A 23,418-nucleotide genomic window follows, 5' to 3' on the forward strand; every position below is an offset into this window, starting at 1 on the left:
GTAATATACGCAGCCTTGGATGGGAATGTGGTTGGAGCGGCCTTGTGTTCCTAGAAACGAACCAGATTGTTGATGCGAACAGGCAAGCCAGTTGCGATGGCGCGATTGGCTGCAATTCCGGTGAGGATAGATCTTGCTCCATCTAATTGATTGGCAGCACGGTGGTATGGATCTTCCGCAGGCTCTCCGAACAGATCATTCAGAAGAACCGGATCGCCTCCGCCATGACCGCCTTCTTTTTCCTCCACTTGAACCTCGTACGGGGCATCAAACATGGGAAGTACTCGCAGTGTTTTCCCAATCAATGCACCTTCGAGACTTTTGTCACCCAGCGAATTAACGTAGGATTGTTCCACAATGTTCATCTCAATCCGGCCTTTGGTACCGTTAATGGCGATACGATAGCCTTCCCACGGCTGGTATGCAACAAGCGAATAGGTCAAAATAGCTCTGTTCTGATACTGAACGAGCACGCCCATCGTATCCTCGATGTTGATGCCATCTCCGAATACGCTTTGATCCCGCTGATAGCCGTCTTCCGGCTCGGCATCCAGATACATGGCTTTGAGATGTGCATCCGAATCCAGGTGCAGGGCAAAAGGGTCCTCTTGTGCAAGTGGGTTGCCTGTTGCGCGAGTGTAAAACTGGGTCAGGCCTCGCTCCTCGGCGTTCTCTCTACCATAGTACATGAGATCCCCGAAAGCGAAAACGGTCTCAGGCTGCGAACCGATCCAGAAATTGACCAAGTCGAAGTGATGGGTGGATTTGTGTACGAGCAGTCCGCCACTATTACGCTTGTCCCGGTGCCAGCGGCGGAAGTAATCGGCACCATGGCGTGTATTCAGCAGCCATTCAAAATGGACCGAAGTCACTTTCCCAATCGTGTCATTCTGAATTAGTTCCCGTATTTTGGTGTGGTGTGGTGCGTAACGGTAGTTAAAGGTGACGCGTATATTTTGTCCGGTCCGCTTGGCGGCATCAAGAATATCCTGACATTTGTACTCATCGATGGTCATCGGCTTCTCAGTTACGACATCACAGCCAAGCTCCATTGCGCGAATGATATATTTGTGATGGGTGCGGTCGATGCTGGTTACTATGACAAAGTCCGGCTTCTCATTCTCAATCATCTGATCGAACTGATTCGCAGGATAAGTAGGCACCTCATTGTATTTATATTTTTCCCTCAGCAGCTGATTGGCATAATTCATGCGGGTCTGATTAATATCGCAAAAAGCTGCCAGCTCGGATGTTTCCCTGAAATTTTGAGCTAATGCTCCATAGAAAAATTCAGCACGGCCGCCTGTTCCGACCAATACGTAGCGTTTTTTGTTACTCATGTCTATCGCCTCCTTGAATATAGCTCTAGACTATAACAAGGGAGCACTTCTTTCGCCGCTTTTTGTGCGTAATCGCTTTCAAATGCCGCTTATTTTGCTATAATTCAAGCAAAGGGGGCAGCTGCATGGCACAGACATTTCGAGCGGATTACAATGATCCCACCGGTTATTTGAATATCGAATATGATCGTCGCATTGGATATTTCTCCATGACGGATGACCACCTGCATGACCATTATGAGTTGTACTATCTGTTATCCGGTGAGCGCATTTACTTCATCAAGGACCGTACCTACCAGGTCAAGGCTGGTGACTTCGTATTTATCAACCGGAATACCGTTCACAAAACGATGGAGAGTGGAAGGCCAGACCATGATCGAATTGTTCTGTATATCAAGCCGGAGCTGTTCACGGAATTGGCTATTTTACCTGAGTTGGCTGAGGGGCTAAAGGAGCCATTCGGCTGGGATACTCCCATTCTCAGACTTCCTTCACAGGTAAGTGAGGCAGCAGATCGAATGGTCAGCGAAATGATTGATGAGATGGTTCATACGAGAGATGGAAGCAGCCTGCTGCTGCGTCACCGATCCATTGAATTGCTGCTGTTCGCTTATCGTAACAAACATCTGGGCACCGTGCATTCGGCCGACAGTGAGCCGGTTCTGCATCCCAAGGCTCAGGCAGTGGTCCGCCATCTTAACGAAAACTATCATCAATCTTTAGCGCTGCCTGAGGTTGCAGCAATGTTCCGAATCAGCCCGCATTATCTCAGCCGTCTGTTCAAACAGACCACTGGTTTCACGTTCAGTGATTATCTTAATCTGCTTCGGGTGAAGGAAGCGCAGCGTTTGCTGCGTGAAAGCGAGGATTCCATAACGGAGATCGCTCTGCAAGCGGGATTCAGCAATTTTTCACATTTTGGAAAGATGTTCAAGCGGACGGTTCAGGTGTCCCCCAGAACATATCGGCAGGAGTACAGAGAAGCAGGTTCGATGGGAGCAGTGAGATAGGGTGAACTACGAGATAGAAATACGTATAGATGTAGATCTGGAACAAGTCGTATCATGTTTATTTCAATCGTTGGAGTTCCTTAATAATGATGTTTGTTTTGTCACTTACCTTTTGAAGTTCTTCTAATGTAAGTTCCGCATAGTCCGGGGGAAACAAGTGCCAGTACTGATAGTAAAAATCACTTCTCTCAGTATATAACCTTTGTGTCGTTCCATCGACCATAATCGTAATGAGCCCATAGTGGTCGAAAGCGTTTTTAATATTGTTTGTATAAAGAGTCAGTTTTGTTTTATCTGTTGTCTTGTTGCTTTTGATATATCGATCAAGCTCTTTTTTATAATGAATACTTTCCAGTATAACACTGCGGTATGCTGAGTCAGCAGAGGACTCGATGGGATGTTTGAGTTCACGATACTTATGAAAAAAGATGGATGCAATAATTAGTATGATGGTGAATAAAATCAAAATAATATGCCGTGTTTTTGTACTCATAAGGTGTCCTTTTTATGTATTTGGGTCATTTCCATTTTGAGAATGGAGTCCTATATTATAACATAAAAGGACACGCTAAGCCTATAGGTAAATACAACAGGTTGGTATTAGATATCTGGGAATCAGAAGCCAAACATATAAAAAAGAACCTGAGAAATCTTGCCTGGGAGACAGTGGATCAGGTCCTTTATTATGTTTCCCTTTTTATATTGCAGTTCAAGAGGAACCGGCGTATATTGAGATTTATCTAAATTAGAAATAAATGGATAGATTGCAAGGACATTTTTATACATAAAGGAGATGCTGATGATACAGACCAGATTGGAAGAATTGGGCATTGTACTACCTCAGGCAAGCGCGCCATCAGCGAAGTATGCGAATGCCGTAATAGTAAACGGAATCATGTATGTGGCTGGTAAAGGGCCGGATACGCAAGAACGCGGTAAACTCGGGGATGATTTTACAACGGAGCAAGGATATGATTTTGCCCGAAATGCTGCCATTGAGGTACTGGCTGTCGTTCAGGAAGTGCTCGGTTCGCTGGATCGGGTGAAGCGGGTGGTCAAAGTGCAAGGATTCATCAATGCCACCGCCTCTTTTCAGGAGCACCATAAGGTGTTAAACGGTTGCTCGGATCTGATGCTGGATGTATTCGGAGAACAGGGTGTACACGCCCGCTCCGTATTTGGTGCTGTATCCGTGAGGGATAACTTGCCGCTGATCATTGATTCGATATTCCAGGTGGAGGAGTAGGTTTCATGACCAATTCGGATTCATTTAATCCGTTAATGCTGTCTTTTCCTGAAAGTTTTGACACACCACGTCTGACCATCCGTGCCCCGAGGTGGGGAGATGGAGCCGCAGTGAATGAGGCAATTCGTGAAAGTGCGGAGCAATTGCGTTTGTGGCTGCCTTTTGCCGAGAACATACCTTCACTGGAGGAATCGGAAGCGAATGCCCGCAAAGCCAGGCTGCAATTTCTGGAGCGGACCGACATGATGCTTCATTTACGTGACAAATTTACGGATGAATTCGTGGGCAGCAGCGGATTGCATCGAATAGACTGGAATGCACGCTGTTTCGAGATCGGTTATTGGATCAGAACTTCACGTACCGGTGAGGGTCTGATGACGGAAGCAGTCAAAGGCATCGAGCAGTTCGCAATAAACTATCTGGAGGCCAACCGACTGGAAATCCGCTGTGATGCACGGAATGTCCGAAGTGCCAAAGTGGCTGAGCGTGCAGGCTATACCCTTGAAGGTATACTGCGCAAGATGCGGCGTGACAGTACAGGTGAGCTGGTGGATATGATGGTGTTTGCGAAGGTGAGAGGCAATGAGTTTGAATAGAATAGTTTGAAATGAGATCAAAATGAATTGGAAAATGGCTTATAAAGAAAGGATGGCTTGTTGAGGAATAAGCGAATGGGCTGTTCTTCCGGGCCATTTTTTGTGTGCACATTTTCTGGTTACTGTCCAGAAGCACATGGGTAACAAAAAATTTGAAATGGAAGCAGGAAGTGTATCATTTTAGGGGGAATGAAAAGTGAGACGGATTGGGCAAGGAAGAACGGCTGAGATCTATGAGTACGCATCAAATCAGATTATGAAGTTATACCATGCCGATTTTCCAGCCGAAGCTGTCCAGAATGAGTTTCGAATTACTGAGGCAGTATTCCAAAAGGGCTTACCGGTGCCACAGGCAAGGTTGTTTATGGATGATGGATTGCGTAAAGGGATCATATTTGAACGGATTGAAGGCAACACGATGTTATCCCTCATGTTTCAGGAGCCCGTGTTGATCGAAGAACTATCTCGTCAAATGGCAATCTGTCATCATAGCCTACACGTCGAGCAGGATGATGCAGGAGCACTCCCCACACAAAAGCAGATTCTTACTGGAGCCATTCGAAATACCTCTCTATTATCGGAAGAGGATAAGACGCAGGTAATTGCTTATCTGTCGTCTCTTCCAGAGCGAAAGCAAATTTGTCATGGCGACTTTCATCCCGACAATGTTATGTTGAATGAAATGAGAGATCAATATTGGGTTATAGACTGGATGACAGGCATGTCGGGTGATCCGGCGGGTGATGTGGCACGCAGCTGGGTAATATTAATGAGCGGCACGTTGCCGGAGGATATGGACCCGGCTGTTCATAGGAAATTTGAATTGGCTCGCCATGTAATGCTGGATCATTATATTCAACATTATATCCAGATTTCCGGGATATCCCGCCAGGAGTTGGATGCTTGGATTCTGCCTGTCGCGGCTGCACGTCTGGACGAGAGGTTACCTGCAGTGGAAGCGGATCAGTTAATCAAGCTTGTGCAGGATCGTATTCGTCTGCTGAAATGACATATTTAGCTTAATAAACAAGGATAACGAGGTGAAGAGATCCATGCTGCACTCATTAAAGTCCATACAATCTTACAAGTCAGGCCAGCTACCGGAGGCGAAGCAACCACAGTGGCTGCAGCTGCTGGCAGCGGCGGAACAGCCGAATATTAACCTGGAACGTATTCATTCCATAGCAGAGTTGGAAGGTACGAACCCGGTACTGGATTATGTAGAACGCACACTTCAGGTGCTGGATCAGCTTGAGGTTTCTTTTTGGATTCGAGAAATTTTGGAGGATGTGCTGGTCTGGTCGGAAACGGCAAAGGCGGGATCACTGAAACAGCGCAGAAGTTGGCAGAAACAGGGGGTTAACCTGTTCGTGCACAATGTGGGTTCAGCACAGTTGTACGACATGTATGGAAGTGTTGGAGATTTGCAAGGCAAGCAAGGTAATTGTGAAGAGAACGATGCATCACGATCGGAATCCCCGAGTGATTTTTTAAATGATCTTCCAAGTGATAGTACACAAATTGCACAATCAGCACATAGTTCACCCACACCACGGGATGAGATCATTCGCACCCTTATTGCCACACACGGGCTTATTGGTCAGTACATAAGAGGAGAAATCCCGTTTGCTGAAAATGCTCCGCTGCATTCGTTCATAACGCAAGGGTGGCTGACCTCTGATGAATTGCAGGCCATCCTGATGGCGCTGAATGAATGCGTCATTGCAGGCGTTGACCCGGCACTGTGGAATCAGGTTCAGCCTGAAGTGCAGCTTATCGTGGGCTGGATCATGGCAGCTCCGGATCATACCGACTGGAATGTGAAGGAGCGGCTGTCACGCTTGCGGAGCTCGTCTATACGTCAAGGAGAGGCGATGGATGAAGCATATGCCAAACTTCAAGCCCAGATTGAGATAGAGAAACTTCTCGCTCCTCTGGCTCATCGGACCTTATGGTATGTGGAGTCAGCGATGCACGATTTTTCGTTGCAGGAGATGGTTAAGATCTTCCTTTTGACGCTGAGCAGTGAAGCTATGGTGCTATCTGTAGATGATTCGATGACGAACAGCACTGGCAGAACAACGGAAGAATCAGACAGAAATTCGACTTCGCGGGAGCAACGATTGGATGTAGTAAGGCATATCAGCTTTGAACCATTAATGAACACGATGTATTACGACTACAAGGGTGTCAAGAAACTGAATATTTACAAGAAACGAATGATCGAAAAGTATTTGGAGCAGTATTCGTGGGCGCAGATTGAAGCAGGTGGGACGATCACTTACCCTCACTTGACACATCGAATTAAACGGCATCCCAATTTGCGGGATACGGTATTTGTAACATTTGAATTTTCCCCGGCGGCGGAGAAGCTCATAGTGTTCTGTATTGAGGCAGAAAAGTCTCCATTATATGAGAAGGCTGTGCTGCTGTTATTTGACCTGTTCGGATTGCGACGGGATGCGTATGATCGGTTCCATAATGAAGAGACGTATCTGGCGGACATGAACAGCTCAGGAGATTACAAGAAAGTGCTGCTGGATTATATGGTTGGCAAACGTGTGCTCGATATCGGTCCCGGCGGTGGAATCTTGCTTGATCTGATTGAGCAGGAACGACCTGAGATGGAGCCAATTGGCATTGATATTTCAGCGAATGTCATTGAAGCGCTGGAGCGTAAAAAGCAGCGTGAGGCACATCGCTGGCAAGTATTGAAGGGGGATGCTCTTCAACTGGATCAATACGTGCAGCCAGGCACGGTGGATACGGTTATTTTTTCATCCATTCTGCATGAACTGTATTCGTATATTGAACGTGATGGCCGGAGGTTTAACAGCGATACCGTCGCTGCTGCACTGAGAAGTTCGTTTGACGTGTTGTCCCCAGGGGGCCGAATTCTGATCCGGGATGGCATTATGACCGAACCCGAAGCACAGAAGCGCCGGGTTCGTTTCCTTGAACCGGATGGGATGCGGTGGCTGGAGCGGTACGCACAGGATTTCCAGGGACGCAGCATTGAATTCGAGCGGATCTCCGGGAATGAGGCGATACTGGATATCAACGATGCGATGGAATTTTTGTACACGTATACTTGGGGTGAAGAAGCATATGTCCATGAGATTCAGGAGCAATTCGGCATATTTACCCCGTCGGCATATAAGGACTGCATTCGCAAAGCGCTGGGTGATCAAGCAGAGATCATTACGTTCCGGCACTTTCTTCAGGAAGGATATACGGAGGCGCTTGGAGAACGAATTATCTTTATGGAGGAAAACGGTCAACCTGCACCTTTGCCAGACAGCACCTGCCTGATCGTCATTGAAAAGAAGAAAGGAATGGCGGACAGATGACGAATGAAGCCAACACGGCTTTATATTTTGTAAGGCACGCGGAGTCTGAATATATGGAAGGGCAAGAACGCGAGCGTGGTCTGACGGAACAAGGCAAAAGGGACGCGGCCACCGTCGCGGGTTTGCTACATCGGGAGCAGATCCAGTTGTTTTATTCCAGCCCGTATAGACGGGCCGTGGATACGATTCAAGGATTGGCCGAAGTGTCAGGCGGCATTGTGGTCACCGAAGAGGATTTACGGGAGCGTGAGCTGTCAGGTCCTGAAGTGAAGCATGAACATTTTCGGAAAGCTAAACAAAGACTCTACGATGATCCTGCGTTTGCTTATGCAGGTGGAGAATCCGGTGAAGTCGCCGTGTCACGGGCAATCACTGTAATACAGCGAATTCTCGATAGGCATCCGGGGCAAAAAATAGTGATTGGCACCCATGGGGATATCATGACGTTGATTTTCAATTATTATGATCCGTCCTATGGTTATGACTTCTGGGTAAATACAACGATGCCGGACATTTACAAACTGGAGTTTGATCGTGAAAGCAGGTTGGTTCAGGTAACACGATTGTGGGAAGAACAGGTTTAGTTTCTCTAGGTAACACGTTCTAACGACGATAGGAGGCGATGATACTGAACCTCAAGTTGATAGGGTCCGTTTTGGAGCAACAAATCCGTTTTAATGACAATAAAAGTTTATTTTATAATCGGGGCAAGTCTGCATTAGGGCCATCTCCGCGAACGTTGTGCTGGATATTGGAATATCGCGCTCAAGTGGCAAAAGCATTAGAACGTATTATTGCAGATGGATTATTGAATCATTATACAAATAAACTAGCAGAGCAAGGAATCCGCCAATTTATCCAGGTGAACCAGTTTATGCAGTTTACGAGCAAAGACAAGTTGCAACTGGCAGAATTATATAAAGATCAATTTATGGGGATCTGGTCTCTTTTAAAGGACGAAGAGGCTGAGGAAGAGGTAGTGCAGCAATTTTTCCAGAAGCATTATCAACAGTTAAGAACATTTCTAATACAGACCAACGGCGAGGAATTGTTTAAAAAATATGCGATGGATCCACATCTGTTCTGGGTGCCTTGTGAGGCGTACTCGGCGGATCTGCAGGTATCCTGGCTCGGCTTGGATGTAGAGGACCTGCATCCGCCTGTGCTTGATCTTGGTTGCGGTCCGCAGGCCAATTTGGTCCAATTTTTACGTGGTAAAAAGATAGAAGCCTATGGGATGGACAGACAGGTGGAGGAATCGGAGGATCGGCCGTTTTTGCGACGTATGGGCTGGATGGAATCTTCTTTTGAAGAGGAACAGTGGGGGACAATAATATCCCATTTGGCATTCTCCAACCATTTTACACATCATCATCTCAAGGCAGACGGCGAGCCAGAAGCATATGCTCAGAAATATATGGAGCTATTAAGAGCGCTAAAACCAGGAGGTTCCTTCTTCTATGCGCCGAGTGTTCCTTTCATAGAGTCATTCGTAGATCAACTACCCCAGTATTTTGTATGTCGAACCTGGATAACACCAACACAGCAAATGACGAGAATTACGCGGCTGGACTAGATGAAAAAGGGGACAAAGCGCCAAATGAAGATTACGTTTATGCCGGATACGTATACTGTTGGTGTGATGAAGCGTTTTGTGATTCCCGAGATGTATTTAACAGCACCGGTTGGAGGAGAGAGGCCAGATGAGTAGGATTGTTATCAACAAGGTACATTGCCCCTGCGATAAGCGGGGGTGACGGTTGTACATCCTTTTCGTTTGTATAAAAAAATAGCCTCGAATGTGTATTGTGAGTCTTACACAGCATAAGGTACAATTCATCTAAGCATTGAGTGAGAATGATAATCATTATTTATAAAAATGTGTTCTCACCGATACAACAACAGATTACATAGGGGTGAAGAGTATTATGGTAAGATCCAGTAGGGGTTTCAAAGGGTGGACGATCATCCTGCTACTCATGGTTGTAGTTATAACAGGATGTGGGGCAAACTCCGAGTCAGAGGCAGAACAGGCTCCTGCATCTGGGACCGCAGTATCGGATGGAAGTACATCTGAAACAACAGAAAAAGAAGCAGAGACGCGTGTCGTTCAGGATGAATTCGGTGATGTGACGATTCCGGTGCATCCGCAGCGGATTGCTGGTATCTATGTGGAGGATTATCTCAAGGCTCTTGATATCGCACCTGTAGTACAGTGGTATAATCCGATGTGGGGTGTGCAGGAATATCTGGACCTGGATGTGCCACAATTTGATACTACAGGTAGCATTGAGGCTTTGCTGCAGTATGATCCGGATCTCATCATTGTGGATGGTGGAGTGGACATGGAGAAATATGAAATGTATTCAAAGGTGGCGCCCACGTACCGTTTGCCAGAAGACATTTTGCAGGATTCCAATCAAATCTTGACGACCATTGCCAATGTTGTTGGTAAACCGGACAAGGGTAAAGAAGTTGCTGCGGCATTTGAGGCCAAGATTGCAGACGCTAAGGCGAAGCTTCAGGAAGCAGTCGGGGATGAGACCGTAGCGGTTGTCCGACTGAATATTAGCAATAATACATTGGCATTGTTCGGCGTGAAAAATCGATTTACCGGATTTATTTATTCAGAGCTTGGTCTAACGCCTCATCCACTGGTCGGCAACATGGAAGAATATCAGGAGATCCTTTCTGAAGAGGCTTTTCCAGAGCTTGATGCGGATCATATTATTGTATTTCCATCCAATGGAGAATGGTCATCCCCCGAGAACAAGGAAGCTTTGAAGGTGCTAGATAGCAAGTTGTGGAAATCTCTTCCGGCAGTTAAAAACAACCAGGTGTACATGATGGAAAGGTCATATTGGCAATCAGGTGCGATTACGGCAAACACAATGAAGATTGATGATCTCTTGCAAAAAATGACACCATAAGCCTTCTCCATAAGAAAGTTCTTCCCTCAGGGTTGAAGAGCTTTCTTTTTTCGTTTACACTAATTCAAATGATAACAATTCTCAATTAAGGAAGATGAATATGTGTCCCACGATTGTACAACTAATTCCCAAGCCCTGGTTATGCTTACTTCGACATATAGAATACGTAGATGGCAATAAGCCCAATATACTGAAACGGCTCGCATACCCGATGTCTGACTCATATTCCTTATTCGTTGTGACGTGTGGAAATGGTTCAATGGCCTGCTCGGACAGGGAAATCCGTATGGAAAAAGGAATGATTATATTTGTTCCCGTTGGAAAATCCATAGTAATCGAAGATTCTACTGGGACTGAAAATGAATTGCAATTTTATAAACTGGATCTGACGGTGGCTGAGGTGAAAGAGGATACTTCGAACCGTATGAATATTGGAGACACTACTGAGCAGCATGGATTCGTTAAAGGGATAGATATCCAAGGATCGTTATCTCTTATCGAGCTGAATTACAGTCCATGGAGTTCCTGTTTGGAACCCTTGGCACAATTATTACGCCAACAGACAACTTGTGATTGGCTGGAACAGTGGGAGGTACAACTACGCTTCCAGGAATGGTTCAGGACCTTGCTTCGGCAAAGTGTTCCCGAGAACGAGGAACCGAATGATCGCGTACGGCTTCAACGTTCCATTCGTTATATTCGCGAACACTATAATCAGGCCATAACGGTTGACGATTTAGCGGCTGATATCCGGCTCACCAGAGCCAGTTATACTCGACAATTCAAAGAAATTACGGGTAAACTTCCGCTTGACTATGTGAATGCTGTTCGGTTGGAACGCTCCAAACAGCTACTGCAACTGACGGATGATCGTATGCATGATATTGCTCAGAATGTGGGATTTAATAACGAGTATTATTTCGGCCGTCGCTTTAAGCAGTATGCTGGCATTTCACCAGGATTGTATCGGCGTCATCATCGTCAAGACGCGCGTGTATTTGCACCTTATCTGGAAGACTTCGTACTGGCCCTTGGAGTAAGGCCGATGTTGCAATATTCCCATCGTTCCTGGGGCAGACAACACTATTTAGGATTGGATGATGTACCGGAATTCGATGTGAGCCAGCACGATGCCCAGTTTAATGTGGCGAATACCCCCGAATTTATTATGCTGAACAAGGGCTTTGAAAGATGGAATCTGGGGCGCTTCGAGCAGGTAGCACCGACGTTTTATCTAGAACATTGGGGTGAGGACTGGCGTTCCATTTTGAAATCCACCGCGGATGTGCTGGGAAAGGTAAGCCGGGTGCAGGATGTAATAGGTGATTATGAGGAAAAGGCGCAGGAAGCCAAGAAACTTTTGACACGACATATGCGTGGAAAAACCGTCGCTTTTTTGCGTATTTCTGCATCGGAAATTACACTCTATGGGAACCAGTTTGGTTACGTAGGTCCTGTATTGTATCAAGATCTAGGATTAACTCCGCATTTCTGTGTACAACAATGGGCAAATCAAAGTAGAAGAATCAGCATTGAGCTGGAGCAGCTGAGACAGCTTGAGGCAGATCATCTCTTTATCACATTTGACAATATGGATTCTGCCTATCCCCGAGAGGAACGGAAGCTCTTGGAAAGTGATGAGTGGAAGCGGCTGCCTGCAGTGAAATGCGGTCACGTATACGAGGTGGATTTTATGACCTGGATGAATTATGGTGTCATCTCCCATGGGAAGAAAATCGACGATATACTGCGGTATTTGGGCTGAATTAGATAAGACGGGAGGACTAAATTATTCTTAACTGACCTCTTTGATCAATTCCTCGTTATTATTTCGCACATGACCTACTGCAGAATCCACCTTGTATGCTATCATTTCATCGGCCTTATACGGGCTGAGAAACCTCAGAACGCTTTCCTTGTCCGATTCCTTGTTTAGCCAATCCGCTTCATCTTGCGGCCGGAGAATGACTGGCATACGATCGTGGATGTCCGCCATAAGACGGTTAGGTTCAGTAGTAATGATAGTGCAAGTTGAAAGCTTTTTACCTTCTGGATCAATCCAAGTATCATATAGGCCAGCAAGCGAGAAGATGGAGTCATCTTTCATTAGAATCCGCATGGGTTGCTTTACGGATCCATCCTTTTTCCATTCATAAAATCCCGAGCATGGGATAATACAACGCTTGGAATTGATTAGGCGTTTAAAGGCTGGTTTCTCTGTGAGTGTTTCTGCACGGGCGTTAATCATCTTATTGCCTATTTTTTCATCCTTGGCCCAATTAGGAACTAGACCCCATCGGAGCGCCCCCAATCGATTACCGTCTTTGCTACCGATAATTGTGGGGATGAATTGCATAGGCGCAGCGTTGTAATTAGGTTTGTACTCAAATCCTTCAGCAATAGAAGCATAGTACCTGTCCATAATTTCTTCGATTGGATCTGTAATCGTGAATCTTCCGCACATATCGAAGCCTCCTTTAAAACGCTATAGTATGTAATTTAACTCAAATCTTTAACGTTAGAAACGGGTAATATGTGGTGCTGCATAGCCAATAAAAGTGAATATGCAATAAATTAGATGATTTTTATAAATTAGCATAAAACTGGATGCAGGTAGGTTTGCATTTAAGCAAAATATATAGAAAAAAAGCCTGTTCACTACTGAACGGGCTTTTTGGTGTGGCATCACTTCGGTAAGCCAGAAGATTTAGTTTTTCTCCATAACCGCAAAATAATTGTTTTCGTCATCTGCAAAGTTGAATACTCTTCCGCCAGGCATCGTTACAATCTCGCCAACCGTAACTTGTTTATTGGATAAGTGAGTGTAAAGTTGATCCAGGTTATCTGTGAAAAGCATAAGAGATGGCGTGCCAAGGTTTAATTCAGGGGACATTTTGGCAACGAATTCCTTGTCGTGCAGGATGATTGTGGTTTGGGCATCCTTCACAGGAGCAATCTCGATCCAGCGCATGCCATTCCCATTGACTTCATTAACAACATGGAAACCTGCTTTTTCCGTCCAAAATTGAAGAGCCTTGTCCTGATCGTTTACATACAACATAATTTGCCCGACTTGAGTAAACATTGATTTACACTCCTTATATACGTAGTTGAATCATGGGTGAAGCAGGTATATCTTTGGGTGAAGCTTTTTAGATTGAGTCAAGCTTTATATTACCATATATGAGCACCCACCATACAACTTCAATTCAGGCACAAAAAGAGGAAGCAAATGTCCTTGACTGCCGCATTGCGACATACCATTAGATTAAGGATAATTCGAGCGACCGAATTGCCTTTTAAGCACAGCCATGTATTGGCAGATGGGAGCGCTGTAATGACGAAACGGGTAGTTCTATTGGAAGAAGGTACGGCAGAGATGAAAGGGCTGATGGGCAGTAAAGGGGCTGGACTTGCAGCGATGCTCCAGGCAGGTTGGCCCATTCCGGCCGGGTTCATTGTAACAGAGGAAGGCTGTCGCGCGTTCTGTGCCCGTCGTGCACCTCTTTCAGCTGAAGGAGCCCAAGAGATTGGCAGCGCAATTCAGCATCTTGAGCAGCAATCCGGCCAATTCTTCGGCGATTCCTTAGCACCACTGCTGCTTGCCGTCCGGTCAAGTGAAACGTGTTCCCGTAATACAGCTTCTCAGGATTTGCTTCATGTAGGACTGAATGATGTGACGGTGGAGGGGCTCGCAAGGCAAACCAATGATCGTCAGTATGCCCTGAATTGTTATCGGATTTTTTTGCAGGATTATGGTCAGCTGGTACACGACATTCCGTATGCCCTTTTTGAAGAAAAATTGGAAGACATCTCGATACTCGATGAAGCGAACCTGGAATTCGCCATCGCTGAATATAAACGTTTAATAGAAGAGAGAGGATATCATCCTTTCCCTCAGGATGTACAGTTACAGTTAAAAAAAGCGATGCGGGTAATCTCTGATGCACATCGTGTTCTTCGGCCCAATTCCCAACAAGAGCTTCTTCGGAAATCCTCTCATTTCTCGGATGAAACTCAAGGAGCAGCTGTTCTTATACAGATGATGGTCAATGGCGAGTGTGGTGACCACAGCGGGATCGGCACGGTATATTCCCGTCATCCGGGTACCGGGGAACGAGGCATGACAGGTGATTACGTTTCATCTGCTGCATCCGAAGGTTTTAATGAAGGACTGGATGAGTTACGGAGAGAAGAGCCCGAAATGTATGCACTTCTGCAGGATGCTTGCGGTTATCTGGAGTCACGCACGAATGAGGTACAGGAGATCCAGTTTGCTGTGGATTCAGGGGCGCTGTATCTGGTGGAAATTAGTGAAGCGAGGCTAACCTCGAAGGCTGCACTGAGGAGTACTGTAGATCTCGTGGATGAAGGGATTATTACCAAGGAGGATGCAATATTACGTATCCAGCCCTGGCATGTGACGGAAATGATGAAAACATCATCAACTTTATTACCAGAGCTGCAGCTTCTGCTCGAATGGGCTGATGAAATAAAGGCACTTACAATACTATCCAATGTGGATCATCCCAAGGATGCCTTGAAGGCCCGCGCGTTAGGGGCTGAGGGCATTGGCTTGTGTCGGACAGAACAACTGTTGTTGTCTGCTTCGAGATTTCCTTTTGTACAGAAAATGATTCTGGCAGACAGTGAAGCTGAGCGCAAGCGTGGACTGGAACGTCTGCTGCCGATGCAGCAGGCTGATTTTGAACAACTCTTCGAAGCGATGGATGGTTATCCGGTAACGATTCGATTGCTCGATCCGCCGCTGCATGAGCTGCTGCCTGATATTGAAAGGTTAAACGAACGAGGTGAGCATTTGGCTCTCAGCAAATTAGAGGAAAATAACACCGAAGTGCAGGAGCTTGATCGCGTCATCCGCAGAGTGCTGGAATTGCATGAACAATATCCGTTGCTAGGACAGCAGGACTGTCGACTGGGAACCGTGTTCCCGGAAATCTACGATATGCAGCTTGAAGCAATCTTTCGTGCAGCGGTGAAGGGTATCCGCCAAGGGCTGTGGGTGCGGCCCGAAATTATGATTCCTTTGGTGGGGAATGCCAATGAACTTCAGGATATGAGAGAGCTGGTGGATCATGTAGCGGACCAGGTGCTTGGAGAGGAGAAGCGTCACTGTCTCTACAGAGTAGGCGCGCGAATAGAAGTACCACGAGCGGCACTGACCGCAGCACATATTGCCCGACATGCGGACTTCTTCTCGTTTGGCACCGATGACCTGACACAGATGACATTCGGTTACAGCCGTCACAATACGGAGAAGTCATTCCTTCATTTTGCCGAGCAGCAACGTTCAATGCCCAGCAATCCATTTCAGGTACTGGACATCGACGGGGTGGGGCAACTAGTGGAGATGGCTCTCGTTCAGGGCCGAATTCGGAAACCGCATCTAAAAGCAGGCATCTGTGGTGAGAATGCAGCCGATCCGGCTTCCATTGCTTTTTGCCACCGCATTGGTCTGGATTATGTGAGCTGTCTGCCAGAACAGGTGCCGCTTGCCCGTATCGCTGCCGCCCAGGCGGCACTCCTTACCGAGAAGCAGGATCACAACGAAAACAGGCAGGACGTAGATATATCGACGATTGCGTAAGCTTTCTATATCCCCTCATGGAATACAAACCATAAAACTGTTATACTGAAATATGCGTTTTGTAAAATGAACGTAAAAATTTCAGATAAGGGTTGAAAGCGACCATGTTTAATTCCAAAAATGAGCGGACCTCATCACGGACCTTATTTATCGTGTTATTTATTCTTATGCTGCTGAAGTTGTCGCTTTTGCGGTATTTCTTTTTCCAGGGACTGTCCGGCATCGGTTTCGTTACTGACGCATTGGGGGCCCTGACCGTGGTATGTATCCTCGATCTGATCGTGCCAAAAGGCTGGAAGCGTGCAGTGTACGGAGGCTTCAATGTGTTGTTCTCGCTGGTATTGTTCGCGGCGACACTCTATAACGTACATTTCAGTTCGGTTCCCACTTATACGGCACTGAGCGAGATCGGCCAGGTTGCTCAGGTGAGAGGAAGTATCGGACCTTTGGTACGACCTGAGCACTTCCTGTTTTTTGTGGACATCGTACTGGCTGTACCGGTATGGTTTATCCTCCGCAGTCGTCGTACCTCAGGCCGCAATAGCAGCTATCGCGACAGTGGACTCCATTTCGGCAGAAGCCGGAGACGGTACTGGGGCAAGTTGGGAGTAGCCCTGACCGCTGCGTTCTGCATCACGCTGTCAGGCAGTTTCATTGTCAAAGGGGAAACGATTGATAATGAGCTGGTTCGTGCCGAAAACCTCGGTTTCCTGAATTATCAGGTGTCATCAGCGATACTGACGAGCAAAGAGAATGAAGCCATTGCGAATGGCAACATTAATGAAACGATCGACAAGATTAATCAACTGGTTAGCAAGTATCCGTACCAGGAGAAGCCCAGTCAGGGCACGGCGATTAAAGCCAAATATTTTGGTCAGGCCAAGGGAAGTAACCTGATTGTCCTCCAACTGGAGTCATTTCAAAATTTCCCAATCAATGCTTCCCTGGACGGTCAAGTATTAACCCCGGTTCTGAATGATCTGGCTAAAGAAAGCTATTATTTTTCTCATTTTTTCCAGCAGATCGGACAGGGAAATACATCGGATGCCGAATTCATGTCGAACACTTCCATCTATCCAACCGGGGTTGTACCCATGTCAGCAGGGTATAGTGACCGTGATCTGCCAAGTCTGCCAAAACTGCTTGGTAAAGAAGGATATGAGTCGGAGACGTTCCACGTCAATGACGTCACCTTCTGGAACCGGAACAAAATGTATCCGGCGCTTGGATTCAATCGGTATTTCGACAAGCCCAGCTTCGAGAATGATAAGTTTAATGATTTTGGACCATCGGATGAGGAGCTATATCGTGTAGGTATGGAAAAAATGAATGCGCATCAGGCTGCTAATCAGCCATTCTATGCTCAGTTCATTACAGCATCCAGTCACTCGCCGTTTACGGTTCCTGCGGACCGAGCTAGAATTACCATTCCGGCCACAATCACCAATACGTTGCTGCACGATTACTTGCAAGCGATCAATTATACGGACTATGCGGTAGGTCAGTTGATCAATGAACTCAAGGCGAACGGATTATGGGATAACACAACACTTGTGATATACGGGGACCATTTCGGTTTGCCAGCAAACGATGAGATTACAGAGCAGATCCAGACCAATCTGGGCGTGCCATATGACGGTAAAGTAAGTCGTTTCAACATCCCGCTCTTGATCCATACGCCAAAACAGGCAAAAGGGCAAATCATTGAACAGCCTGGCGGTCAGTTGGATATCATGCCAACGGTGTTGAACCTGATGGGAGTTTCCTTGAAGGAAGAGAAATTTACAGCCTTTGGCCACGATCTGCTTAACATGGACCACAATGCGTTCGGTATCCGGTATTACTTGCCGACAGGTTCATTTGTGAATAATGACATTATGTTTATTCCGGGTGCGGGCTTTGATGATGGAACAGCCTACTCGTTAAAAACGTATGAACCCGTCACGGATCTGGAGCCGTACCGTTCGGATTACGAGCACGTGCTCAGCTTGATGAAGCTGTCTGACGAGTATGTGAAGCTGCTGCCCAAACGTGCACCGTAAATAAAATTTTTTATGTATGAAACACCATAACGTCACTGGCTCAGGAGCTGGTGGCGTTATTTGTTTATTCATTGTACATCCTAAACGTGTAATGAAAAAGGAGATGTTCTTTGAAACTGTAATTAATAATGTTACAATGGAAGCTGCAGCCATTAACGCAGATAACGAAAGGAATGAATATAGATGAAACTTAGTGTACTAGAACATGGACATATTAATGAAGGACGGACGGTACAGGATACCCTTCAGGAAACCGTAACTCTTGCCAAGCATGCAGATGAGCTGGGCTTCTCCCGCTTCTGGATGTCGGAGCATCACGGCAGCGGGGCACTGTCATTTTCCAGTCCAGAAGTTATGATTGCGCACGTTGCAGCACATACAGATCGAATTCGGGTAGGTTCAGGTGGCGTGATGCTGCCTCATTACAGTGCATATAAAGTCGCCGAGAATTTTCGTTTGCTGGAAGCGCTGCACCCCGGCCGAATCGACCTTGGAATTGGCAGAGCACCAGGAGGAATGCCTATTGCAAGCAGAGCCCTGAATGAAGGAAAGTCATCGAATGTACAGTTCTTCCCGCAGCAAATTGCCGATCTAGGTGGGTATTTTCATGAACAGCTTCCGGAGGATCATCGGTTTGCTTCCCTGGTTGCCGGACCATCCGTACCCACTGTTCCGGAAGTATGGCTGCTCGGCTCCAGTTCCGAAGGTGCCCGAATTGCTGCGGCACAAGGGACCGCTTATGCATTTGCCCAATTTTTCGGAACGCCGGGTGGGGAGGAAGCGATGAAGCATTATCGCAGACATTTCAAGCCATCCATCCTGAATGACCAACCTCATTCCATGATTGCGGTGTCGGCATTCTGCGCGGAGACTGAGGAAGCAGCCGCTGAACTGGCTCGCAGCAATGAGCTCTTCTTCCTGCGGCTTGGGCGGGGTCTGGAGCAGAACTCCTTCCCATCTCTGGAAACGGTGAATAACTATCCATTTACGGCCATGGAGATGGAACAGATCCGTCAACGTCGTTCTTTTTCCATCGTGGGTACACCGGATCAGGTGAAGGACAAAATTACGGCAATGGCTGAACGCTATGAAGCGGATGAGGTTATTATTGCGTCAGCGATTCACTCCTTTGAGGATCGTTTGCGTTCATTCAGTCTGATAGCGGAAGCCTTTGGTTTAAAGCAGGATTAATTGGTACTGAACGGGAATTAGTATTCTGAACTAGCTGGAGCCTTGTCTTACAAGGTTCCGGTTATACTCTTGCGTGATCAGGGAGAGGAGAGATTCATATTCGCAGATGTGTCATTAGTGATATTCATGGCTGTTACGACGAATTCAATACGCTGCTTGAGCTTGCAGAATACGATCCAGAGCAGGACGAGCTGATTTTGTTGGGTGATTATGTGGACCGCGGGCCGAAGAGCAAAGAGGTCGTGGAACAGATCATGCAGATGCATGAGAAGTACAACATTATTACGATCAAAGGAAATCATGACGCGATGATGTTCAAGGCGCTGAACCATGATGTCGAGGAGTATGACAAACACTGGATTCGTAATGGCGGCTTACAGACGCTGGCTAGCTATGTCGAGGTCTCTTTGGATCATGAGCAGTTAGACTGGGGTGCTTATACTGAAGCCAAGCATAGGCTGCGTACACACTATGAGCATCATCTTCGTTTTTTGGAACAGCTTCCCCTTGTATACGAAATTCCTGGTTATATCTTTGTACATGCCGGAATTAATCCGGAGGTGGAGGATTGGCGGACCCAGTCAGAGCGTGACTTCATTTGGATTCGGGAGCCATTCTATTCAAGACCAACCTCGCTCAAGGAGACGGTGGTATTCGGTCATACGCCAGTCAAAAATTTGCATACTGAGCCAGGTGTCTGGTTTGACCCCAGTGGGGACAAAATTGGCATTGATGGTGGTTGTGCTTATGGTGCTCGATTGAACTTACTGGAGATCAGTGAAGACGGAAGTGTACAGGTCTTTTTTGTGAAAAGAGGAGAGACCCGTCAGGGTCCCGAGGCTTAATCTACGTTGCGAATTTCAAATAAATCATTGGGTGTAATATCGAAGTATACACAGAGTTTCACAATGAGGGATGCAGAAATCTTTTTCTTATCCATATTGGTGTTGTGCAACAGTTCCATAATGGTTGTTCTACGATGTCCAATTTCTTCTGACAATTTGAGGACAGACATGTTGTTGTGCTTTTTCAAGATCTCATCGAGTTTGCAGTGTAGTGTGACTTTATCGAAATCCATAGTGATCCTCCAGCAAGATTATTTAAAAGTTTTAGTTGGAGATGCATATCATATTAAATACTTTGGATCGACGCAATGAGTTTGTCCAGCGGATTCTGGATATAAATGAACATAGCATTTTTATACTGTTGTATGAGTTGAAGGCGGAGTATTTGGTGCAGGACTCGATGCCAGAGATTACCTTTAAACAAAAGTATAAATCAAATCCTTTTGAAGCTCTGACCTTTTACTTTTTGGAGAATGTGGATTGGTATACATACCGGCAATGGATCGAGGCTGGGGGGACGGCAGAGTTGTGCATTCGTTTTCGGAATGATAATCCGTACATAAGCCTAACTGAAGCTATCGAAAGGGCGGAACAGCATTTATGCTCACTGTGAGTATAAAGGCAAGACATTGACATGAATTTGTAATTAATTCGCTGTAAAGGGATTGGAATTAAGCCTTATTAACGCTATAATCAGTAAGGGTATGATTGAAACATTACATTTTATTCATCTAAATCAGAATTGACGGAGGGCTATTAATATGGAAAAAGCATTAATCTTCGGTCACAAAAATCCCGATACGGATACGATCTGCTCGGCCATTGCCTATGCAGACTTGAAAACAAAATTGGGTCAAGACGTTGAGGCTGTTCGACTCGGCGAAGTTAACGGCGAAACTCAATTTGCATTGGACCAATTCAAAGTGGCAGCGCCACGTCTGATTAAAACAGCAGCCAATGAAGTAAACAAGGTCATCCTGGTTGACCACAACGAACGTCAACAAAGTGTCAGCGATATTGAGGAAGTGACTGTTGTTGAAGTTATCGACCACCATCGGATCGCAAACTTTGAGACAAGCCAGCCTTTGTATTTCCGTGCAGAACCTGTAGGTTGTACAGCAACCATTTTGAATAAATTGTACAAAGAAAACGGCGTGGAAATCAGCGCACCGATTGCTGGTTTGATGCTGTCTGCGATTATTTCGGATTCTCTGTTGTTCAAATCCCCAACATGCACAGAGCAGGATGTAGCAGCTGCGCGTGAACTGGCTGCTATTGCTGGTGTGGATGCAGACAGCTATGGTCTGGATATGCTGAAAGCGGGAGCGGATCTGAGCCAGAAAACGATTGCTGAACTGATTTCCCTGGATGCCAAAGAATTCGTAATGGGTCAAGCTAAAGTGGAAATTGCACAAGTGAACGCGGTTGACGTGAATGATGTGCTTGTGAAGCAACCTGAGCTTGAAGCAGCGATTGAAGCGATTATTTCCAGCAAAGGTCTCGACCTGTTCGTATTTGTCGTAACGGACATTCTGAACAACGATTCTGTTGCATTGGCATATGGTGCTTCCACTCAAGCTGTAGAGAAAGCATACAATGTAACATTGTCGGATAGCAGAGCGGTGCTCAAAGGCGTAGTATCCCGCAAATCGCAAATTGTGCCGGTTCTGACCGAAGCTTTCAACTCGTTGTAAGATGAACAAAACCGACGTATAACCATTACGTCCAGATATACGATGAATATTCAGTTACAACATCCAAGCCTGCTCTTGATCTGTCATAGGTCAGGACAGGCTTTTGTTGTAGAGGAGGATGTACCATGATCAAAAATGAAAAGATTAAAGCGACTGAAGTCCAACTGACCGGCTTGAACGGTGAGGATCTGGGCATCATGTCTACCCGTGACGCGCTCGCACTTGCGAAGCAGTACAAAGTGGATCTGATCTGTATGTCCCTGATGAGCATCATTGTCCGACACATAAAAACGTCTGTAGATTCTATACAGGCGTTTTATGTTGTTATAGATTGTACTAGACTTAACTAAAATGAGAACATACATTCCTACTCGTATCGACTATAATTTATAGTTGAGTTGCTGTGAGTAAGTGTTATCACGATCAACTTAGCTACTTAACTCTTTCAGACTGTTATGTACTCCCGTAATTGAATGTAGTAAATTACAAATGAATCCCATCCCGCTTCCTTTTAAATAATAATTGCTGAACTAACGGGCAGTTTAATTGAATAAGAGACACGTTTTGATTAGGCAACTCCATAGTTGCTTACACTTGACATGCAACCCAAGGGTTGCTTATACTCGGTATATGACTTGGAATAAAGATGTTATATTCAAAGCACTTGGCGACTCGACTCGGCGGCTTATATTAGACGAACTTTCTGAACGCAATGAGCAAACGTTGTATGAACTTACGGTGCGTCTCATTATGAAACACGACCTTTCTATTACGCGACAGGCAGTAGCTAAACATATTTCCGCATTGGAGGATGCAGGGCTCGTAAAATCAGAAAAAAAAGGAAAATATCGAGTGCTTTTATTCAACAACGAACCACTTAAAAATTTGTTGAAAGGATGGGTAGAATAATTTTTAGTTTCTGAGCCAGATGGTTAGCAGAGCACTAGCACCGCAAATATCAAAGGAGGCAAAAACATTATGAAAATCATTGTTACCAGTATATTCGTTCAAGACCAAGACAAGGCATTGGAGTTTTATACGCAAACGCTTGGCTTTGTAAAAAAGCATGACGTTCCCGTCGGAACCTTCAGGTGGATAACACTTGTATCCCCCGATGAGCAAGACGGTACCGAGCTTTTACTCGAACCGAATGACCATCCTGCTGCCAAAGAGTATCAAAAGAAGATATTTGCCGATGGCATCCCGGCAACAATGTTCGGCGTTGCGGATATTCATAAAGAGCATAAACGATTATTGGAAGCCGGCGTGAAGTTTACAATGGAGCCGACAAAAATGGGGGAAAACACAATAGCTGTCTTCGACGATGCTTGCGGCAACCTCATTCAAATAATTCAAAAGTAACTTTGTGAAGATTCGGTACTTAAAAAATAGCCATGGTTTTTATGCTAACGGAGAACGATAGTTAAACTAACAACCTTTTCAGAGGGCGGTTTTCTTTTGGGGTAAAAACAACATTGCAGTTTAGGGCGTAACTTGTTTTACAGGTTTAAAATGTTTGAGCATCTGCCCGAAGTAAAGCATTATGAGTATAAAGACATGAGACTG

The 23,418-nt window shown here is 45.9% G+C and carries 23 protein-coding genes and 1 pseudogene; 19 read left to right on the top strand and 5 right to left on the bottom strand.

What is annotated here, in order from left to right; genetic code table 11:
* Positions 1 to 50: 50 nt before the first annotated feature.
* Positions 51 to 1,340, bottom strand: coding sequence for a Gfo/Idh/MocA family protein (locus QP794_RS11455; protein WP_285076608.1), 1,290 nt, complete (start codon positions 1,338 to 1,340; stop codon positions 51 to 53).
* A 125-nt stretch (positions 1,341 to 1,465) separates the two neighbouring features.
* Between QP794_RS11455 and QP794_RS11460 the strand changes: the two genes are divergently transcribed.
* Complete coding sequence (locus QP794_RS11460) at positions 1,466 to 2,350, top strand: AraC family transcriptional regulator (RefSeq protein WP_285076610.1); 885 nt, start codon at positions 1,466 to 1,468, stop codon at positions 2,348 to 2,350.
* Positions 2,351 to 2,408: 58 nt separating this feature from the next.
* On the opposite strand, the gene QP794_RS11465 is transcribed toward QP794_RS11460, so the two are convergent.
* Positions 2,409 to 2,843 carry a hypothetical protein gene (locus tag QP794_RS11465; protein ID WP_285076612.1) on the bottom strand — a complete coding sequence of 145 codons (435 nt, stop codon included), beginning with the start codon at positions 2,841 to 2,843 and terminating at the stop codon, positions 2,409 to 2,411.
* Positions 2,844 to 3,149: 306 nt separating this feature from the next.
* Between QP794_RS11465 and QP794_RS11470 the strand changes: the two genes are divergently transcribed.
* The 9 genes from QP794_RS11470 to QP794_RS11510 all read left to right on the top strand — a co-directional run bounded on the left by QP794_RS11470 (position 3,150) and on the right by QP794_RS11510 (position 12,237).
* Positions 3,150 to 3,596, top strand: a complete 447-nt coding sequence (locus QP794_RS11470; RefSeq protein ID WP_285076614.1) for a RidA family protein — start codon at positions 3,150 to 3,152, stop codon at positions 3,594 to 3,596.
* A 5-nt stretch (positions 3,597 to 3,601) separates the two neighbouring features.
* Entirely contained in the window at positions 3,602 to 4,192 is a 591-nt protein-coding gene (locus tag QP794_RS11475; protein WP_285076616.1) for a GNAT family N-acetyltransferase, read from the top strand.
* A 196-nt stretch (positions 4,193 to 4,388) separates the two neighbouring features.
* Positions 4,389 to 5,201 carry a phosphotransferase family protein gene (locus QP794_RS11480; RefSeq protein WP_285076617.1) on the top strand — a complete coding sequence of 271 codons (813 nt, stop codon included), beginning with the start codon at positions 4,389 to 4,391 and terminating at the stop codon, positions 5,199 to 5,201.
* A gap of 43 nt (positions 5,202 to 5,244) precedes the next feature.
* Positions 5,245 to 7,542, top strand: coding sequence for a class I SAM-dependent methyltransferase (locus QP794_RS11485; protein ID WP_285076619.1), 2,298 nt, complete (start codon positions 5,245 to 5,247; stop codon positions 7,540 to 7,542).
* Positions 7,539 to 8,126: a histidine phosphatase family protein gene (locus QP794_RS11490; protein ID WP_285076621.1), complete on the top strand. Its 588-nt coding sequence runs from the start codon at positions 7,539 to 7,541 to the stop codon at positions 8,124 to 8,126. The genes QP794_RS11485 and QP794_RS11490 overlap by 4 nt, the downstream gene beginning before the upstream one ends.
* 38 nt (positions 8,127 to 8,164) lie before the next feature.
* On the top strand, positions 8,165 to 9,118 hold the full coding sequence (locus tag QP794_RS11495; protein WP_285076623.1) for a class I SAM-dependent methyltransferase: 954 nt from the start codon (positions 8,165 to 8,167) through the stop codon (positions 9,116 to 9,118).
* Entirely contained in the window at positions 9,119 to 9,253 is a 135-nt protein-coding gene (locus tag QP794_RS11500) for a hypothetical protein (protein ID WP_285076625.1), read from the top strand.
* A 217-nt stretch (positions 9,254 to 9,470) separates the two neighbouring features.
* The gene (locus tag QP794_RS11505) at positions 9,471 to 10,472 is read left to right on the top strand and encodes an ABC transporter substrate-binding protein (RefSeq protein WP_285076627.1); all 1,002 of its coding nucleotides are present in this window, start codon (positions 9,471 to 9,473) and stop codon (positions 10,470 to 10,472) included.
* Between the two features lie 286 nt (positions 10,473 to 10,758).
* Entirely contained in the window at positions 10,759 to 12,237 is a 1,479-nt protein-coding gene (locus QP794_RS11510; RefSeq protein ID WP_285076628.1) for an AraC family transcriptional regulator, read from the top strand.
* 30 nt (positions 12,238 to 12,267) lie between these two features.
* Here the strand turns inward: QP794_RS11510 and QP794_RS11515 are convergent, their stop codons facing one another.
* Positions 12,268 to 12,936 carry an SOS response-associated peptidase gene (locus tag QP794_RS11515; protein WP_285076630.1) on the bottom strand — a complete coding sequence of 223 codons (669 nt, stop codon included), beginning with the start codon at positions 12,934 to 12,936 and terminating at the stop codon, positions 12,268 to 12,270.
* 243 nt (positions 12,937 to 13,179) lie between these two features.
* On the bottom strand, positions 13,180 to 13,557 hold the full coding sequence (locus QP794_RS11520) for a VOC family protein (protein ID WP_024631833.1): 378 nt from the start codon (positions 13,555 to 13,557) through the stop codon (positions 13,180 to 13,182).
* Positions 13,558 to 13,809: 252 nt separating this feature from the next.
* On the opposite strand from QP794_RS11520, the gene QP794_RS11525 reads away from it, so the two are divergent.
* The 4 genes from QP794_RS11525 to QP794_RS11540 all read left to right on the top strand — a co-directional run bounded on the left by QP794_RS11525 (position 13,810) and on the right by QP794_RS11540 (position 20,158).
* Positions 13,810 to 16,080 carry a putative PEP-binding protein gene (locus QP794_RS11525; protein WP_285076635.1) on the top strand — a complete coding sequence of 757 codons (2,271 nt, stop codon included), beginning with the start codon at positions 13,810 to 13,812 and terminating at the stop codon, positions 16,078 to 16,080.
* 104 nt (positions 16,081 to 16,184) lie between these two features.
* Positions 16,185 to 18,122 carry an LTA synthase family protein gene (locus QP794_RS11530; RefSeq protein ID WP_285076637.1) on the top strand — a complete coding sequence of 646 codons (1,938 nt, stop codon included), beginning with the start codon at positions 16,185 to 16,187 and terminating at the stop codon, positions 18,120 to 18,122.
* A 183-nt stretch (positions 18,123 to 18,305) separates the two neighbouring features.
* Positions 18,306 to 19,313 carry an LLM class flavin-dependent oxidoreductase gene (locus QP794_RS11535; protein WP_062324576.1) on the top strand — a complete coding sequence of 336 codons (1,008 nt, stop codon included), beginning with the start codon at positions 18,306 to 18,308 and terminating at the stop codon, positions 19,311 to 19,313.
* A gap of 113 nt (positions 19,314 to 19,426) precedes the next feature.
* Positions 19,427 to 20,158, top strand: coding sequence for a metallophosphoesterase family protein (locus QP794_RS11540; RefSeq protein ID WP_350338867.1), 732 nt, complete (start codon positions 19,427 to 19,429; stop codon positions 20,156 to 20,158).
* Here the strand turns inward: QP794_RS11540 and QP794_RS11545 are convergent.
* Positions 20,155 to 20,391: a helix-turn-helix domain-containing protein gene (locus QP794_RS11545; RefSeq protein WP_285076642.1), complete on the bottom strand. Its 237-nt coding sequence runs from the start codon at positions 20,389 to 20,391 to the stop codon at positions 20,155 to 20,157. The genes QP794_RS11540 and QP794_RS11545 overlap by 4 nt on opposite strands.
* 62 nt (positions 20,392 to 20,453) lie before the next feature.
* Between QP794_RS11545 and QP794_RS11550 the strand changes: the two genes are divergently transcribed.
* From QP794_RS11550 to QP794_RS11570, 5 genes and pseudogenes are all read left to right on the top strand, one after another.
* A complete protein-coding gene (locus tag QP794_RS11550; RefSeq protein WP_285076644.1) occupies positions 20,454 to 20,771 on the top strand; it encodes a hypothetical protein in 318 nt (105 codons plus the stop codon).
* Between the two features lie 148 nt (positions 20,772 to 20,919).
* Positions 20,920 to 21,852 (top strand): manganese-dependent inorganic pyrophosphatase, encoded by a 933-nt coding sequence (locus QP794_RS11555; RefSeq protein WP_079344186.1) that lies wholly within the window; start codon positions 20,920 to 20,922, stop codon positions 21,850 to 21,852.
* Between the two features lie 125 nt (positions 21,853 to 21,977).
* A pseudogene (locus QP794_RS11560) lies at positions 21,978 to 22,121 on the top strand (translation initiation factor IF-3); the annotation flags it as partial.
* 361 nt (positions 22,122 to 22,482) lie between these two features.
* On the top strand, positions 22,483 to 22,761 hold the full coding sequence (locus QP794_RS11565; RefSeq protein WP_285076648.1) for an ArsR/SmtB family transcription factor: 279 nt from the start codon (positions 22,483 to 22,485) through the stop codon (positions 22,759 to 22,761).
* Between the two features lie 69 nt (positions 22,762 to 22,830).
* Complete coding sequence (locus QP794_RS11570; RefSeq protein ID WP_285076650.1) at positions 22,831 to 23,214, top strand: VOC family protein; 384 nt, start codon at positions 22,831 to 22,833, stop codon at positions 23,212 to 23,214.
* The last annotated feature ends 204 nt before the right edge of the window (positions 23,215 to 23,418 follow it).

This window comes from Paenibacillus sp. UMB7766-LJ446, assembly GCF_030226665.1.
GTDB lineage: Bacteria > Bacillota > Bacilli > Paenibacillales > Paenibacillaceae > Paenibacillus > Paenibacillus vandeheii.

Bases quoted from the DNA above. Each gene is read 5' to 3' on its own strand.
- QP794_RS11455 (WP_285076608.1), bottom strand. From the start codon at position 1,340: ATGAGTAACAAAAAACGCTACGTATTGGTCGGAACAGGCGGCCGTGCT.
- QP794_RS11460 (WP_285076610.1), top strand. From the start codon at position 1,466: ATGGCACAGACATTTCGAGCGGATTACAATGATCCCACCGGTTATTTG.
- QP794_RS11465 (WP_285076612.1), bottom strand. From the start codon at position 2,843: ATGAGTACAAAAACACGGCATATTATTTTGATTTTATTCACCATCATA.
- QP794_RS11470 (WP_285076614.1), top strand. From the start codon at position 3,150: ATGATACAGACCAGATTGGAAGAATTGGGCATTGTACTACCTCAGGCA.
- QP794_RS11475 (WP_285076616.1), top strand. From the start codon at position 3,602: ATGACCAATTCGGATTCATTTAATCCGTTAATGCTGTCTTTTCCTGAA.
- QP794_RS11485 (WP_285076619.1), top strand. From the start codon at position 5,245: ATGCTGCACTCATTAAAGTCCATACAATCTTACAAGTCAGGCCAGCTA.
- QP794_RS11490 (WP_285076621.1), top strand. From the start codon at position 7,539: ATGACGAATGAAGCCAACACGGCTTTATATTTTGTAAGGCACGCGGAG.
- QP794_RS11495 (WP_285076623.1), top strand. From the start codon at position 8,165: ATGATACTGAACCTCAAGTTGATAGGGTCCGTTTTGGAGCAACAAATC.
- QP794_RS11500 (WP_285076625.1), top strand. From the start codon at position 9,119: ATGAAAAAGGGGACAAAGCGCCAAATGAAGATTACGTTTATGCCGGAT.
- QP794_RS11505 (WP_285076627.1), top strand. From the start codon at position 9,471: ATGGTAAGATCCAGTAGGGGTTTCAAAGGGTGGACGATCATCCTGCTA.
- QP794_RS11510 (WP_285076628.1), top strand. From the start codon at position 10,759: ATGGAAAAAGGAATGATTATATTTGTTCCCGTTGGAAAATCCATAGTA.
- QP794_RS11515 (WP_285076630.1), bottom strand. From the start codon at position 12,936: ATGTGCGGAAGATTCACGATTACAGATCCAATCGAAGAAATTATGGAC.
- QP794_RS11520 (WP_024631833.1), bottom strand. From the start codon at position 13,557: ATGTTTACTCAAGTCGGGCAAATTATGTTGTATGTAAACGATCAGGAC.
- QP794_RS11525 (WP_285076635.1), top strand. From the start codon at position 13,810: ATGACGAAACGGGTAGTTCTATTGGAAGAAGGTACGGCAGAGATGAAA.
- QP794_RS11530 (WP_285076637.1), top strand. From the start codon at position 16,185: ATGTTTAATTCCAAAAATGAGCGGACCTCATCACGGACCTTATTTATC.
- QP794_RS11535 (WP_062324576.1), top strand. From the start codon at position 18,306: ATGAAACTTAGTGTACTAGAACATGGACATATTAATGAAGGACGGACG.
- QP794_RS11545 (WP_285076642.1), bottom strand. From the start codon at position 20,391: ATGGATTTCGATAAAGTCACACTACACTGCAAACTCGATGAGATCTTG.
- QP794_RS11555 (WP_079344186.1), top strand. From the start codon at position 20,920: ATGGAAAAAGCATTAATCTTCGGTCACAAAAATCCCGATACGGATACG.
- QP794_RS11565 (WP_285076648.1), top strand. From the start codon at position 22,483: ATGACTTGGAATAAAGATGTTATATTCAAAGCACTTGGCGACTCGACT.
- QP794_RS11570 (WP_285076650.1), top strand. From the start codon at position 22,831: ATGAAAATCATTGTTACCAGTATATTCGTTCAAGACCAAGACAAGGCA.